Origin of the sequence: Youxingia wuxianensis (assembly GCF_014385085.1) — a bacterium.
Classification (GTDB): Bacteria; Bacillota; Clostridia; order Oscillospirales; family Ruminococcaceae; genus Youxingia; species Youxingia wuxianensis.
In genome coordinates this window covers 293,400-308,069 of the sequence record NZ_JACRTD010000001.1, presented here as the reverse complement: position 1 = coordinate 308,069, position 14,670 = coordinate 293,400, and the positions used below count along the sequence as shown (strand labels likewise).

Below are 14,670 nucleotides of genomic sequence, written 5' to 3'. Positions count from 1 at the left end.
GTTAAACGGGAGCCAACCTACAATTATATTGTACCTCTGCCGCCCCCTTACTACAAGGATGACTCTGGCCTACCCCCGCCCGGCATATTTGCGGAACACGTCAAACAGCCGCCGCTCGATCTCGCGGTTGCGCTTGTCCTGTTCCTGCGGGGAAAAAACGGGGGTGAGATTTTTGACGGTGATCGTGCGATCTCCGAGAACAGCAGTTTTGATTTCACTTTCATATTTGACCTGTGCCTGCATAAAATCCCTCCCATACAATCAAAGAATGTCTTGAAACATGGCAAAGGCCAGCACCGGGAAAGTGCTGGCCTTTGGCCGGATATGTACCTCTGGACAAAGTGTCCAGAACTTAGTAAGGGCTCCGCTCGTAGTAAGCCTCGGCCTCCTGCAAAGTGGTATAGTCGAATACCTCGTAAAGCTCGACCATCACCTGTTTAATGTCGGACGGCTTAAAGCCGCACCGCTCCATCGCGGCGATGACGTACCCCCGGCAGGCATCGTTGCTCCACGGCTGGGAGAGCAAGGCCGCCAGTTCTGGATCATAGTTCATAGAGCGTTCCCCTCTTTCTTGATAAATTAGGGAGTGCCGCGCCCGTTTCCTTGACCTGTCCAAAGACAACCATACTCGGCGCGGCATCCCCACGCAACGGGGAACGGCGGCCCGGAGGGACAGGCGGCCAGCCTGTCCACTGGCGGATCGTGGCCGTGGGTTGGCCCGGCCCACCTGCGGCGCTGGTGTTTGTCGCTCGTTCTCCGTGGAGAGAAGTCACCGCGCACCCGCCGCCCGGCTTCCCGCGCTATGCTCAGGGCCGCCGCCGTTCCGTTGCGGAGAGGTTTATATTTCCCTCTCTAATAACCAAGACATTTTTACATCAATTCCAAGTGGGGAAACAGCAAAAATCAAAAAGTTTTTTTCATGCGTTCCAGGCCCCGCTTGATAGACTGGCGGACGGACTCCTCATGCACACCATCAGCCTCAGCAATCGCTTTGATGCTTATGCCAAGAATGATGTGAGCGTCGATCCGGCGGCCCTGGATCTCCGGCAGGGAATTGAGCGCGTTCCACAGCCGGATAAACCGCTCCTTGAGTTCCAGGACTTCCTGGGGCGTGGGCTCATGCAGGCAGGCCGAGTATTCGATCCCGTCCTCACAGTCCAGAGAATACTGCGCCTTGTGCCGGGTGAGCCGCCGCTGGTAGGCAGCCTCATACAGCTTGTCGGCCCGCAGCTCGGCGGCCACTTCATCGGAAACTTCGATATATTCATCATGGGTGTGCCAAGAGTAAAAGTCCTTCAGATTGATAGTAGTCATTATATTTTCCTCCGTTCAGATTTTTGTTGTGGGTGGACGATCTGAACGGGGGATGGCGGGGATCGGCAGCCGGGGCCGCCCCTGCCTACCTCGGGACAACTTGTCCCAAGGTGGGTATAGAAAAACGCGCTCGCATGGCGTGATGCCACACAAGCGCGTGAAATGACATTATTCTTAATGTACTGGCAAATTTCGCGTCCAATGCCGGACTTGCCCGGAGGGGGAGCTACGCTTTTTTTAGCTGGTGAAGATCATGCGTACTATGAAAAAGCAAAATGAACACGACGATCCCTCCTCGGAAACCGCCGTGTTCCTCATAAAGTCGTCGTATAACGCGGCGGCTTTAATTGACAGCCGCCGAAAACAAAAGAGCCGATAATCCGCGCCTGAGGGCTAACGGGTTATCGGCTCTGCGTCTGTGCGTCTGGCTCTGTGATAACTAAAATCTTAAATTTTTCTACGCTGATTAAAGTTTCTTGTTTGCATTTAGGACAAAACAAAGGAAAGTTTTTCAGCTCAGTATCTAACCGCAGCTTGATACGAGTTTTACTGTTACAGACAGGACATAGCAGCCACTCGAAGCTATCCATATCGTTCATTTCAAATTTCCCTGAGCGTCCAAACTTTTTGAGCTGTGATAACAGAACCAATCGCAATTATCATAGCCAATAGGAAGAACGAAAACTGTATTCCACTTATTGCCACTGTGTAAACATCGAAGAATTTTAATGGCGTTAAGCAGTACAGCATTGGAGCTTCAAGATATTCGGCGGTGATGCTGATGCCATAAAAGAGCAATAATATTCCCGCGCCTATCCGAACAGCCCCTTTATAGGTTCTCGTCAGGCTGGAGGCCAGAAGCGTGATTGCAAACAAAGTCAACCCTGTCAAAAACAGGCCCAATGTGGTGGTAAAAGCAGCGTTTCTTTGCTCTAAACCGCCTAGCGGTAAAATGGCGGTAAAATAATTACATAACCCGCTGAATACCGCAAGTGCAAGCAAATTACATACACAGGCAACTGCTTTGGCACAGACAACCTTGTTGCGACCCACTGGTTTTGTAAATAGATATTCTGCCGTTCCCTGCGCCTGTTCTTTCGCTACACACGAAACACCGAGATAGACCGCATAGCTGTTGGTTAGCATCGTGACCCAATAATACATACAGCCATACCAGCCCAAAGCAGAAGTCAGATCACCGCTCACACCAAACATAGCTTTCAGAATTTTCGGAAAATTCGATATTAGCCCTGTCAGCTCATTGAGGCTTTCCTTTAGTGACAAATACTCAAAGTAAGCGAAGCCACACAAAATCAAGACAATTCCCATCCAGATCAGCAGTAGTTTTCTTGTTAAGCGCAGCTCGTTTTTCACTAACGCCTTCATTCGTTTCCTCCTTTACACAGCCAACGCAATATCCCGCTTCAAGATTTTCCAGTATGCCAGCAGCGCAAACCCAAACAGCAGGAGCAGATACCAGAGCATATAGTCCCATGAATAAGTTCCAGCATTGTGGATTTCCGCTGGACTGAAAAAAGAAAACGGCGATAAAAAGCCGATTGCCCGGATATTGACAGTCCTCGAAAAAGAAGTGATACAATATTCCACAAACACAACCAATCCGGCTGTCAGAAGTGGGGAACGATTATTGGGGTGAAATATTCCAACCATCAGTCCCAATAGTGCAAAAAAGAGGGAGATGAGAATAAACGAACCTGCCACCAAGAAAAATTCCCCGATGGGAAATCCGAAACGGAACAGAGTCATCGTTAGAAATGAAGTCGCCAGATAAAAAATCCCTGTTACACATATTCCGGCAAGCGCACATAGCAGCTTTCCCATATAAATCTGTTTCCGTCCACAAGGCTTTGTGTATAAGTATTCAGCCGTATTTCCCGTACACTCTTCTGTATGTAACGACAGCCCCAAGTGCATCCCGAAAATCCCCCCTGCAACCATAAAAAAGCCTGTGAGGAACGAGTACATACCAAGTGGCTCCATCAATAGCTCCAGAGAAATACCAACCGTTTCAAAAAAGCCTCCCTGTGTAAATTCCACAGGCAAAGTTTCCACCGTTTCAATCATGCCATAATACACTGGCGTCATGGAGAAGATACAGACCGCAAGAGTTGCGGCCCAAATCAGAATATATTTTCGTTTTCGTTTCCATTCAAATCGAAAAATCAACATAACGACCTCCTATTCGTAGTAGTGGAGGAATACTTCTTCCAATGACGGTTCCTCAATTAAAATATCCTCCAGCTCCAGCCGATGAAGCTGGTTCATAATCATCATAACTGGTCCGCTGAACATAAAGGATACAGAAGTCTTGCTCTTGTCCCACTCTAAATTAGCCGTACCGGGAACAGAAAAGAAATCCTCTGGAATGGCGCTTTTTGCTGTCAGCGAGATTTTCTTGTATCCGTTTTCCCGCAGTTCCTTCATGGATTGAACACTGATCAGCTTCCCCTCCCGCAGAATGGCTACACGGTCACAAAGTCTTTGCACCTCACTCAAAACGTGGGAGGACAGAAAAATGGTCACACCTCGTTTGTTTTCTTCTTTCAGAATATCATAGAAAGCCTGCTGGATGAGCGGGTCAAGGCCACTGGTAGGCTCGTCCATAATCAGCAACTTCGGAGAGGGTAACAGAGCCGACACAATGCCAACTTTTTTCTTGTTCCCTAAAGACAAATCGCCAATTCGCCTGGATAAGTCTAAATTCAACCGCTCCGCTAATTCTTCCATCCGGCTGTGGGCATTCACACCATAGAGTTCTGCTGTGTAGAAAAGCATTTCTTTTACTTTCATATTGTTGTAGTAACAGTTTTCGCTGGGAAGATACCCCACATCCTTTGCGATACGGGCGGGCTCCCGACTACAATCTAACCCAAAGATAGAGGCTCCTCCGTTGGAGGGTTTCAGCAGGCCCATTAGAGTACGGATTGTGGTAGATTTTCCTGCTCCATTGGGGCCAATAAAGCCGAAAACCTCGCCTTGTTCAACAGTAAAGCTAATGTTTTCAATTCCTCGATGTTTTCCATAGCTTTTTGTAAGTTCGTTTAGGACAATTACCGGCTTGCTCATGGCAAATATTCCTCCTTGTAAAAGTTGTGTTTCAACATATCTAGGATGTTTCGAAACTCTTTCATCATGCTGTCATAATCCACTCCACTTTCCAACTGAACGGACATACCCTTTGCAAGCATCATAAGCATCTGAAACACTAATTCTGCATCCTCCGGGTGTCTGAATTTTTTATAATCCCGCTCATGCAGAACAAGCGATGCGATATATTTTTCATTTGCTTCTGAAAATATGGCACTTTTCAATTCAGGCGTTGGTTCCACTGCCACACTTGCAATAAACGACGCAATATGCGGGTGCTTTTTTAAGATTTCCACTTTCATAACGCTGGCTTCCCATACACGGTCAAAGAAATCCGTAGTTTCCTCCAATGCACTCGTGTTATAGGCTTGCTTCATTTGGGCAGCGCAGTAATCAAATAAATACTGGTAAAGTGTCTGCTTATTTCCAAAATACTGGAATATAGACGCCTTTGAGATACCTGCCGCTACCGCAATATCATTGATTGACGTTTTTTCATATCCATGTCTTGCGAAACAGGCAAGCGCCGCATTACGGATTGTTGCCTGTTTCTCCTGTGAAAGCGCTAATAATTTTTCCATTACTATTCTGCTCCTTCAAATAACCGAATCGGTTATTTGTATACAGTGTAACATAAATAACCGAATCGGTCAAGACGTTTTGCGCTATTTTGAGAGGAGCGCACAAATGGCAAGCAATTCGGGTGTGGCCACACTCCGAATTTTTCACAGGCCGCAGGCCCGTGAAAATGCTTGTTGGGGAGCTCCCCAAACCCGCTGAACTTCTGGACAAAGTGTCCAGAAGTCCCGGCGCAAGCGCCTGTTGTCGGCGGCCCGGAGCTAACGCTCCTGGGCCTTATTTTTTTGCTCGTCCGTGTGGCCGAGCAGATGATCGATATTCGCCTTGACCGCCACAGCCTGCCGCATATCCGACTGCGCTTTGCGGTATTCCGCATAGAGGGCCTTTTTCTTTTCGGAGAGCTCCCGGCGCTGCTTTTTCAGCGTGTCCATTTTGGGGAGCTTTGCCCCGCCCAAAAGCTCACTCATGGCCGTCTTTGCCGCCCGGTAGTCTGCCAGCTCCACCTCGTGCTGGGCCAGATATTTTCTGCTATACCGGGCCGCCTTGTAGCCGTCAAACACAGGCCGCGTCTTTGCATACTGCACCACCGCGCCCATGAGCTCGGAGGTTTTGGAAAGGGCGGCCTCCGTGTCCCGCAGCTCCTCGGCCAGCTTGTGAGCCCGATCCACCGCCGCCTCGGTGCTTGCCGCAAGAGCCTCGTAATCGGCAAGCCCATGCTCCCGGAGATACAGGAGCGCGGCGGCCATCTGCTTTATGTTATAGACTTTGGCCCACCGCTCATAGGCCGGGCCCTTGCCCTGGGCCATGCGTTCTTGAATGTCGATGATCAGATTGACGCGCCGGGCCGGGGCCGGGCTGTCCTGGGGAAGCTCCGGGATGGGCCGCTCCCCGGCAATCGCCGCCCGGATGTCATCGGGATCAAAACCGGGGCCCAGGGTAGAAGCCCGCAGGCGGGTGTACTTATCCTGCCCAGGGGCCAGGAATGAGATCGCGCCGCCCCGCCCATGCTTCACTTGAAAGCCGGACTCCTCCATATGCCGTAGGAACGCTAGAAAGTCGGCGGGCTTTTGCTCCAGGGCCGCCACGATCCCCAGCCGCACCCGCTGCTGGGCCGAGGGCGGCTTTTCCCCGATCCATTGTCCATAGTGGAGAAAGCGACCTTTGCTGTGCTGTTTCGGATTTTGGATAACAGACAGCTCGTGCTCAATGCACACCCGGTCAGAGAGCCGCCGCACCGCAAAGCTGGAGCCGATGAAGTTATGAAACTTCCGGGAACAGTCCTGGGCGGTGGAGTTGTAATAAATGTGATTATGAATGTGGCCCTTGTCGATGTGGGTACAAACGAAAAACTGGTACTTGCCCTTTGTCCAGCGCATGGCTGTTTCATAGCCGATTTTGTTGGCCTCCTCCGGCGTGACCTCACCAGGCGGGAACGCCTGCCGGATCTGAAAGAACAGGGCCCCGCGCTCCACGGCCCGGCCCGTTTCCGCCTGGTACTGGCTCTTTGTCAGAAGAAACTCAGCCGGGGCCGACGCCGGATCGCAGAGGTAGGCAGACACAGCCCCCAACTTTTTCGGATTGAGCCCATAGGCAAACCGCTCCTCCATCGTCTGGATGGCCGTTTTCCCAGCCGCTACCTTGTAGGGCCGGATGTAGGTTGTAGCGATAGCCGCACCTCCTTTCCCAGCAGAAAAAACGGGCGGCGGTCTGTTCCACCCGCCGCCCGGAACTTCTGGACAAAGTGTCCAGAAGTATCAGCTTGCCATAAAATCCATCGCCGCATACTTCACACCATAAAGGCGCTCCACCAGCCAGCCGCCCAGGGCCGGGAGCCCAAAGGGAGAAACCAGGAACGCCAGCACGAACATGGCGATGCAGCCTGTGGTCTGCCCGGCCAGCAGGCAAAGGATCGCCAGCAGGGACAGGCCCACACACGCCACAACGCACACAGCGCCCGCCACGCAGGACAGGAACGAGAGCACCGCCACGGCGAGGATCAAGGCCAGAATAAAAGGAGCCACGATAATTTTTAAGATCGTCCGCATGGTTCATACCTCCTACAAAAGTTTGATATTTGCCTCTATATGTATATTATAACTCCGTAAGAGGGGGCCAACAAGGATGCCTCGGCTATCCCCACCTCTGGACAAAGTGTCCAGAAGTCGAGATAGCCGGGGAACGGCGCAGGGCCGCTCCCCGGCAGGTCAGAGCCGCACAATGGCGGAGAGCTTTTCCAGAAGATCGGACAGGGGCCGCCACAGCTTTTCATAGTCCCGCTGCAACGCTTTGATCTCCTCCGGGTAAATGCCGCCATAGGTATTCGCCCGGATCGCCACCTGGTTTAAGTTGTTGGAGCACCGACGCTGGAGCGACACCAGCTCCTGGACAGGTGACAGGTCAACATGGAGCACATAGCCATTGAGGGCCATTTTCCGCATATAGGCCCCCATATTTCGGATGCCCGCCTCGGCCATGCGCTCCTGGATCAGCGCCAGCTCCTCCTCGGACACCATCACATGAAGATGGATAGGGCGGCGGCGTTTCTTTGTCACCGCTCCTCCCGTTCCAGGCTCCGGCAGACGCGGGGCGGCTCCTTTACCTTGTCCAGCGCCTTTTCCCGTTCCGGGGGCTGGGCGGGGATCGGCGTATTGAATACCCCGGAGAGCCGCAGGGCCTCCTGGTTGACAAAATCCTGCTCACGCTTCTTTTCCATAACAGTCCTCCTATCTGTCGCCCCGGTCAGGGGCTTTCTTTTTAGGGCCGTCCGGGGCCCGGTGTTCCTGGGCCTCCTTTTGGGCCGCTTTCAGTTGCTCTGCAATCGGGGGCTGGCGTTTGGCCTCCTTATGAGCCCGCGCCGCCTCCTGGCGTTCCACGCCACGGGCAAAGCTGGCCAGTTGCTCCGGGGTGATGTATTCTTTCACCACATAACTGCCGAAGTCAGGATAAAACCACGTCAGCCGCTTTTGATCCGGGACGCGGTGAGCGTCCTCCCATTTTCCCACCACCTGGGCCTGGGCATCCATCTGCCGCCGAATATCCAGGTTATTGCGGGAGGGCCGGAGCTCATAGTCCTGCATTTCCCGTTCCGTCAGGGGATGGGCATAGGTGATGGCACCCCACGCCTGGAACGCCTCACCCGTCACTTGCTGGCGGGTAAAGTATAAATCCATGTGGACAGGGCGGTTAAAGTAGCTGTTCGGGTATGTGCCGATGTCGATAGGCCGCTGGGTGGAGTAGTACAGATAGGTTTCCTTGTCCGGGGCCTGTTCCACTGCCTGCACATGGTAGCGCCGCTGGTAGTCCTCGGCCCGATTGAGTAAGTCCCGTTCCGCCATATCCGGCTCATTCATGTAGTGGCCCCAAAAGTAATTTCGCTGGCCGTCCTGCTCGTTAAACCGCCACGTCACATAGGGATTAGGGGCCCTGCTATTTTCCCCCAGGGCAAAACCGCACTGATTGTCAAACAGGATCGTGCGGCGGATCACATAACCTTGATTTTCTTCCAGAATAACACCTCCTCTTGATGTTGACAGCATCCGGGCCAAACGGGGGCAAGCCGTAGTTGGATACGGCCTGCCCCGAAAACGGCCTCGGAACGCCTTGTAAACCGGGGATTTTCCGGGGCCTAATTGTCAACGCCCCAGCCCCGCTTTTTCCGCATATAGTCCCGCTGTTGTCGGCGGTGGGCTTTCTTCGCACAGGCCGCCGAGCAGTAAGCCTGCCGCCGATCCGGGGGAACGGCCTCGCCGCAGATGGGGCAGGGCTTAAAATCCGGCCTGGGGCCCTCACTTAGCAGGGACACCTCCAGGGCCGGATCAAGGGGCAGGACGGCCTCCCGGAAGTAGCGGCAGTAAGCACCCGTCCAGCATTTCCCCAGCATATAGCACTCACAGTCCAGGGGCAGACACCCGCACTCCCGGTCATAGTTGGCGCACCACTTTGTTACCAGGGCGCGGATCGCCCGTTTTTCCTCGCGTGTCAGTTCACGGGCCAAGCCGTCACCTCCCGCCAGCCGGGGCCCGCATGAGTTCCCGGTAGCAGGACACACAGCCGATGCCCCGCCAGTAGGGGCACCCGGAGCACCGGGAGCCCCTGGGCGGTTTCGCCGGGGCCGGAGCCTGGGGCCGGGGTTTTTGCTTCATCATTTTTTCAAAGGGGCTGTCAGTAAACCTCATTTGTCAGCCTCCTCTCCGTCATCATCCTCCTCGTCCCAGGGCGGGCCGTCCTCGTCCTCGTCCCCGTAGCCGTCCGGCCCGTCATAGTCATCCAGCTCCCCGCCGTAGTCCTCCTGGGGCTCGGCGGCTTTCTGATGCTTCGGGCGCAGCACCTTGAAATAGAACGCCGCGCCGCCGCCCACTAAGGCCACGGCCAGCACCGCCAGGAGCATCCCCATGTTGCCGCCCGTTTCCGGCTCGGCCTCCTCCGGGGCGGGTTTCTCGGTTTCCGTGGGCTCCGGCTCCGGCTCAACGCCCACGCACTTGTTCATATTGACCGAGCAGACGGCGCACTCTGTATTCACGGCCCCCGCCTCGCATTTTTCAGAGCAGGAGCACACCGCCTGTTCCACGCCAGCGGCCTCCGCCGCAGCCAGCAGATCGGCCTCATCCACAACGCTGAAAAAGTAGGTTTCGTACTGTTCGCCCTCTTCGTCCACGGGCTTGTCATAGTCAATGACGATATAGAACGTGTTGCCGCCGCTGGTCTGCACCGTAATAAACTGCTTGTTGGTGTGCTCGTCATAGAGCAGATCGCGGGTTACAAGGTTTCCCTCCTCCGAGAAGCCCTCGCCCGGTTCAATGGTGGGCTCCGGCTCCGGGGCCTGGGTTTCCTCGGTCATGGTGGGATCGCCATAGTCCGCGCCCTCGCCGCCGTCCGCATAGGCATAGGCCGGGACGCTAAATCCGCATAAAAGAACGGCGGCACACAGCGCCGCCGCCATCACCCGAAAGCGTTTCATCTTCAATTTTCCTCCTTTCCGCCGTCCTCGGACTTCTGGACACTTTGTCCAGAAGTGCCGTCCCGGAGCCGCTGGAGCACCAGGGGGAGTTCCTCCAGGGAAATGCTCATGCCCCGCACGATGTCCACGATCTCGCTGTTTTCGGCCTCCTGCTTGTTCTTCTCCAGCTCCTTGAGCCGGGCCTGCTGTTCGCTGATTTTGGCCTTGACCTTATCAATCTCGGCCTGGATTTTCTGGCTTTTGCTTACCGCCATAGATACCTCCTTGTCAGGGTAAACGCCCGTAGGCGTAAAAATGAGATTGCCAGTAACTTGTATTCAAATTTGCATATTGTATGGGATCGCCACAGTGGATCATCATCCCGTCCCCCACATAGATACCACAGTGGGACACGCCCGCCGTGTCATAGGTGCCGACAAAGAACACCAGATCGCCGGGCTTTGGATTGCTGGTAGGGGTACAGATGTTATAGAGCCCCTGGGCCCCCAGGCGGCCCACATTCCAGCCGCTGTGATTGATCACCCAGGACACGAAGCCGGAACAGTCAAAGGACGTGGCCGGACTGGAGCCTCCCCACACATAGGGATAGCCCAGGTATTTCTCCGCCTCGGTGAGCATGGCCGCAAAGGTTTCATCGTCCAGATATTCCCCCGGCACGTCATATCCGGCGGGCGGGTTGGTAACGTATTTTCCTACATAGGCCGACTCCGGGAACAGGTCAGGCCGGTTCCCCAGGGTGGACATATAGAGGGAGTACCGGGACATCTGCTCCTCGTTCATCATTTCCAGGGGCAGATGGGACAGGTTGCGGTTTTCCAGCGTGACATAACAGATATAGTAATTGTAGGGCACCTCTACCGTGTAGGAATTGCCCTCGCTGTCCGTCCGGCTTTCCGTCCGATAGCGCACCTCAACCACCACATCCTCGGTGAGAATGTACTGGCGGTCAAAGAGGGTTTCCAGCGTCCCCTGCACCTGATCCAGCGTCCATGCCCCCTCATGGAGCACAGACAGGATAGAGATCAGCACATAGGGATCGTGCTCAATGCTGTCCAAGTCGAAGTGGTACTCGTCATAGTCGTGGGTGCTTTCGTAGCTGTCCAGGTAATCCTGGAGCTCCGCCTCCATTCCCACATAAGCCGCCTCCGCCGCCAGCATTTCCTCGTCCTGGGATGGGTAGGTAGTCGCACCCACCGCGCCCGCCCCGGCGTTGCCAAGCGTCACCAGGGAGGACGAACAGGACTGCATCATAAAGAGCAGGAGCACGCAGGCCAGGGCCAGCACTACCCCCACGGGATGCCGCTTCACAAAGCCTACCATCTTTGCCCCGGCCTTTTCTGTGGCGGCGGCTGTCTTTTTCGCCGCGCCTGCCGCCCCGGTCTTGACCGCCTCCCGCGCCCGCTTCTGGTACTGCTTTTTCAAGCGGTGCCTGCGCCACATCCGGGAAACCGGGTTGCCGGACATTTCCGGGTGCTCCTGGGCGGCCATGCGGAAGTGATAGTCCGCCGTGGCCTTGACATATTTGGACTCGGCCCGCTGGACCGCCTTTGCCGGATGTTCCCGGACTTTCCGCTTCACGAACCGGGAGCCATGCCGCAGGGCGGCCTCGCCCACCAGCTCGGAGCGGTGGGCCCCCTCGATGCCCACGTTTTCCTGCTCGTTTTCGTAAATCTTCCCATGCACAAAGCCGTGGGCGGCCCCGCCAGCGGCGCGGCCCACCCGCCGGATGGGGCCCGGTTTTTTCGGGGGCTTCTGTTTTGCCAGCTTGCCTTTGGCCGCCTCCAGCTTTTCCCCGCGCTTTTCCATGCGGAGCTTAGAAGCGGCGGCCTGTTCCTGTTTGCTTTTCTGCCGGAATTTTGACTTGTGGACACTTTGTCCAGAAGTACCCTCTGTCCCGGCACCGCCAGGGGAGCCGCCCCCAGCACCCCCGGAAGAAGCGCCGCCGGGATCGGCGGGCTCCTCCCAGGAGCCGGGGCGCTCCCTGGGCTCCTGTTGGGGTTTATTCGGTTTTCGCTTCATTCTTCAAGTCCTCCGGGCGCGTGGTCAGCAGGTTATAGATCTCCCCACGGGGGAACCGATCCACAAAGGGGATCGTCACATCCCCATAGAACAGCAGGCCCTCGCCGGAATTGGAGTGGGTGATGTAGGAGAGCTGATGCTCGGAAATGCCGAGCTGTTTCGCCAAAATCGCCCGGTCACTTTGGGCCTGGGACAGCAGGATCATAAAGTCGGTGTTGTCCAGAATGGCCTCGATCTCCCGGCTGGCCAAAAGGTCTTTGACGTTCTGCGTTAAAGCTGAGGGGACGCAGCCCTTTTTGCGGAGCATCTTCCACACGGCCACAAAGTAGCTGGCGGTAAGCGCGTCCCGGAGCAGGATGTGGAACTCGTCAAAGTAGCACCAGGTAGAAACGCCGTTGTGGAAATTCACATTGACTGCCGAAGTTACAAAGTCGTTGGTAACGTGCATGGCGATCTTGCGGAGGTTTTCTCCCAGCCCTTTGAGGACGATGCAGACAATATGCGCCGTCAATTTTACGTTGGTCTGGTGGTTGAACAGGTTAAGGGAGCCCGTACAGTAGAGCTCCAGGGCAGTTGCCACCCTCCGGGCCTCCGGCTCCGGCTGTTTCAGAAGCTCCTCGTACAAGTCCTGGAGCAAGGGCGGCTTGCCGTCCCCCAGGCCCAGGGCCATGTCCCGGTAAATAAGCCGCACACAGCGGTCAATCACCGTCTTTTCGATGGGTTGCAGGCCGTCCTTGCCGCCCACCACCAGCTCGCACAGGGACAATAAAAAATCCGCTTTCATGGAAAGCGGGCTTTCGTCATCGTCCAGATCAAGCTGGATGTCCATTGGATTGATATGGTTGGGGGAGCCGGGCGCAATCTCCACCACCTGGCCGCCCAGCCTACGCACCAGCGGGGCATATTCCCCCATCGGATCGACAATGATAATCCGGTCTTTAGGGATGGCCAGAAACACGTTGATGATCTCGCGCTTTGCGGCGAAGCTCTTGCCGGAGCCCGTGGAGCCGAGATACAAGCCGTTGGCCGATTTCAGCTTTTTCCGATCCGCCATAATGACGTTATGCGAAAGAGCGTTCATGCCGTAGTAGAGGGACGGCCCAGCCATGCGGAGCTCCCTGGTCATAAAGGGAATGAAAATCGCCGTGGAGCTGGTTGTCATGCCCCGCTGGATTTCCACCTCGTTATAGCCCAGGGCCAGAGAGGACACAAACGCTTGTTCCTGCTGCCAGTCCAGCCGCTTCAAGGCGCAGTTATATTTCTGCGCGATGCCGCCCACGGTAAACACATCATTTTCCAACCGCTGCCGGGTGGGGGCGATATTGATGACCGTGAACGTCTGGAGGAACATTCGCTCGTTGCGGGACTGGAGATCGGCCAGGAGCTCCGCCGCGTCCTTGCTGAACGTGATCAGGTCAGGGGGCAGGATGTCGGGATCGTACCCGGCCCGCACCGCCTTGCGCTGTTCCTCCACTTTCATTTTGCCAATGTCGGAGAGCTTTCCCTTGATGGTCTTAATGGCTTTGAGCTGATCCACCGTCTGAATGTGCATGGTAACGGTCATTTCCGCATCCAGCTCCAGAATTTCCGCCAGGAGCTTGTCAGAGAGCTCGGACGCCAAAATCTGCAAGTAGGATGCAGCGCCCCAATACTGGCCGATGCGGAATGTCCGGGATTGCCGGAAGTCGAAGCTGTCCGGGGCGATAAAGTCCTTTGTCCCCATGCCCGTCCGGGGAATGTCCTGCCAGGAGAAGCGGAACGGCTTCCGGCTGCCGGGGTGCATCTGACTGTGAAGCAGCGCCAGCCGTTCCTGCCCGTCCATCGGAGCAGAGGGAACGCCCAGCCGTTTCAGATTGCCTGTCACATCGGCCTCTACCCGTTCCAGGCGGGGCCGGGCCTCCGCGATCCCCTCGGCAGGCAGGCCAAACGTAATGTATTTAGACCTCTCGATGCCGTTGTTACTTTTGGCGATCTGATTTTTCAGCATACTTGTGAACTCGGCCCGGATGCTGTCAAAGTCATCCTGTGCCGGGGGAATATTGACCTTGTACTTGCTCCGGGAACGGGAGCGGCGGTTGATAAAGGAGAGCTGGAACGGCAGGGAGCTGTCAAAGTAATTGAGAAACGAGCTCCACCCGCTGAAAATCGCCGTCTGATCCTCGGTAGATGCCACGGAATAATTGATGTCCTCATATTCCACGGTTTTCGTGTAGAGCCCACCGGGGAGCTGGCACACCCCGTCCGGGTGCATCACCAGATAGGGGATCGTCTGCTGGGCAGACAACGCAGCTTTCCGGTTAGCGGCCTTTCCGGGGCCGCGCTTTGGGCTGTTTGCTTTTTGCAATCGCATCCTCCTTTCTCACAGCGCCCCGCTGGGTAAACGGGGCATAGATATTTTCCGTCTGGTAGGGCCTCACCCCAGGCCGCAGGAAACGGGCCCGCAGGACGTTCCGCACCACCTTTTCAAAGGGGAGCCCGTCTTTTTCGTACATCGCCAGCAGGAACGCCGGGAGCGCCACCGCCATCATCAGGAACATGGCTCCCGTGTTGCCGATGGAGCTCCGGGCCAGCAGATAGGACGGGATGCCCACCGCCGCCGCGATCCCGAAACACACAAGCTGGCGTTTCGTCAGGTTAAAGGCCAGTTTGGTCTTGATTTTGGATAAGTCGTTAGGAACATTCACATAGGGCAT

At 55.4% G+C, this 14,670-nt stretch carries 20 protein-coding genes; 1 reads left to right on the top strand and 19 read right to left on the bottom strand.

All coding sequences use genetic code 11. The features are described 5' to 3' along the window. Positions 1-69 precede the first annotated feature (69 nt). From H8705_RS01615 to H8705_RS01605, 3 genes are all read right to left on the bottom strand, one after another. Positions 70-243, bottom strand: a complete 174-nt coding sequence (locus H8705_RS01615) for a hypothetical protein (RefSeq protein WP_022200308.1) — start codon at positions 241-243, stop codon at positions 70-72. A gap of 109 nt (positions 244-352) precedes the next feature. Continuing rightward, on the bottom strand, positions 353-616 hold the full coding sequence (locus H8705_RS01610) for a hypothetical protein (RefSeq protein ID WP_449355182.1): 264 nt from the start codon (positions 614-616) through the stop codon (positions 353-355). A gap of 287 nt (positions 617-903) precedes the next feature. Beyond that, entirely contained in the window at positions 904-1,314 is a 411-nt protein-coding gene (locus H8705_RS01605) for a sigma-70 family RNA polymerase sigma factor (RefSeq protein WP_262394106.1), read from the bottom strand. A gap of 253 nt (positions 1,315-1,567) precedes the next feature. On the opposite strand from H8705_RS01605, the gene H8705_RS01600 reads away from it, so the two are divergent. Next, the gene (locus H8705_RS01600) at positions 1,568-1,693 is read left to right on the top strand and encodes a hypothetical protein (protein WP_262394105.1); all 126 of its coding nucleotides are present in this window, start codon (positions 1,568-1,570) and stop codon (positions 1,691-1,693) included. A 22-nt stretch (positions 1,694-1,715) separates the two neighbouring features. Here the strand turns inward: H8705_RS01600 and H8705_RS01595 are convergent, their stop codons facing one another. From H8705_RS01595 to H8705_RS01520, 16 genes are all read right to left on the bottom strand, one after another. Then, positions 1,716-1,913: a cysteine-rich KTR domain-containing protein gene (locus H8705_RS01595; protein WP_015574137.1), complete on the bottom strand. Its 198-nt coding sequence runs from the start codon at positions 1,911-1,913 to the stop codon at positions 1,716-1,718. A 1-nt stretch (position 1,914) separates the two neighbouring features. Beyond that, the gene (locus tag H8705_RS01590; RefSeq protein WP_015574138.1) at positions 1,915-2,700 is read right to left on the bottom strand and encodes an ABC transporter permease subunit; all 786 of its coding nucleotides are present in this window, start codon (positions 2,698-2,700) and stop codon (positions 1,915-1,917) included. A 12-nt stretch (positions 2,701-2,712) separates the two neighbouring features. Continuing rightward, positions 2,713-3,504, bottom strand: a complete 792-nt coding sequence (locus H8705_RS01585) for an ABC transporter permease subunit (protein WP_015544018.1) — start codon at positions 3,502-3,504, stop codon at positions 2,713-2,715. Positions 3,505-3,513: 9 nt separating this feature from the next. After that, entirely contained in the window at positions 3,514-4,401 is an 888-nt protein-coding gene (locus H8705_RS01580; RefSeq protein ID WP_015574139.1) for an ABC transporter ATP-binding protein, read from the bottom strand. Further along, positions 4,398-5,003, bottom strand: coding sequence for a TetR/AcrR family transcriptional regulator (locus H8705_RS01575; protein ID WP_087384499.1), 606 nt, complete (start codon positions 5,001-5,003; stop codon positions 4,398-4,400). Before H8705_RS01575 ends, H8705_RS01580 begins: the two co-directional genes overlap by 4 nt. Positions 5,004-5,261: 258 nt before the next feature. Continuing rightward, on the bottom strand, positions 5,262-6,608 hold the full coding sequence (locus H8705_RS01570; protein ID WP_262394104.1) for a relaxase/mobilization nuclease domain-containing protein: 1,347 nt from the start codon (positions 6,606-6,608) through the stop codon (positions 5,262-5,264). Positions 6,609-6,755: 147 nt separating this feature from the next. Next, positions 6,756-7,046, bottom strand: coding sequence for a CD1845 family protein (locus H8705_RS01565; RefSeq protein ID WP_195560228.1), 291 nt, complete (start codon positions 7,044-7,046; stop codon positions 6,756-6,758). Positions 7,047-7,205: 159 nt separating this feature from the next. Then, on the bottom strand, positions 7,206-7,553 hold the full coding sequence (locus tag H8705_RS01560) for a plasmid mobilization protein (RefSeq protein ID WP_262394103.1): 348 nt from the start codon (positions 7,551-7,553) through the stop codon (positions 7,206-7,208). Next, complete coding sequence (locus H8705_RS01555; protein WP_262394102.1) at positions 7,550-7,714, bottom strand: hypothetical protein; 165 nt, start codon at positions 7,712-7,714, stop codon at positions 7,550-7,552. The genes H8705_RS01560 and H8705_RS01555 overlap by 4 nt, the downstream gene beginning before the upstream one ends. Before the next feature lie 10 nt (positions 7,715-7,724). Beyond that, positions 7,725-8,537: a defense against restriction DarA-related protein gene (locus H8705_RS01550; RefSeq protein ID WP_262394101.1), complete on the bottom strand. Its 813-nt coding sequence runs from the start codon at positions 8,535-8,537 to the stop codon at positions 7,725-7,727. 89 nt (positions 8,538-8,626) lie between these two features. Next, positions 8,627-8,995: a cysteine-rich VLP domain-containing protein gene (locus tag H8705_RS01545; RefSeq protein WP_262394100.1), complete on the bottom strand. Its 369-nt coding sequence runs from the start codon at positions 8,993-8,995 to the stop codon at positions 8,627-8,629. Between the two features lie 177 nt (positions 8,996-9,172). Further along, positions 9,173-9,958 (bottom strand): DUF4366 domain-containing protein, encoded by a 786-nt coding sequence (locus H8705_RS01540; RefSeq protein WP_262394241.1) that lies wholly within the window; start codon positions 9,956-9,958, stop codon positions 9,173-9,175. A gap of 2 nt (positions 9,959-9,960) precedes the next feature. Then, positions 9,961-10,212, bottom strand: a complete 252-nt coding sequence (locus tag H8705_RS01535) for a DUF4315 family protein (protein WP_087232213.1) — start codon at positions 10,210-10,212, stop codon at positions 9,961-9,963. 13 nt (positions 10,213-10,225) lie between these two features. Then, positions 10,226-11,977, bottom strand: coding sequence for a C40 family peptidase (locus H8705_RS01530; RefSeq protein ID WP_262394099.1), 1,752 nt, complete (start codon positions 11,975-11,977; stop codon positions 10,226-10,228). Continuing rightward, positions 11,958-14,327 (bottom strand): VirB4-like conjugal transfer ATPase, CD1110 family, encoded by a 2,370-nt coding sequence (locus H8705_RS01525; protein WP_392392055.1) that lies wholly within the window; start codon positions 14,325-14,327, stop codon positions 11,958-11,960. Before H8705_RS01525 ends, H8705_RS01530 begins: the two co-directional genes overlap by 20 nt. Continuing rightward, entirely contained in the window at positions 14,275-14,670 is a 396-nt protein-coding gene (locus H8705_RS01520) for a PrgI family protein (protein WP_262394098.1), read from the bottom strand. Before H8705_RS01520 ends, H8705_RS01525 begins: the two co-directional genes overlap by 53 nt.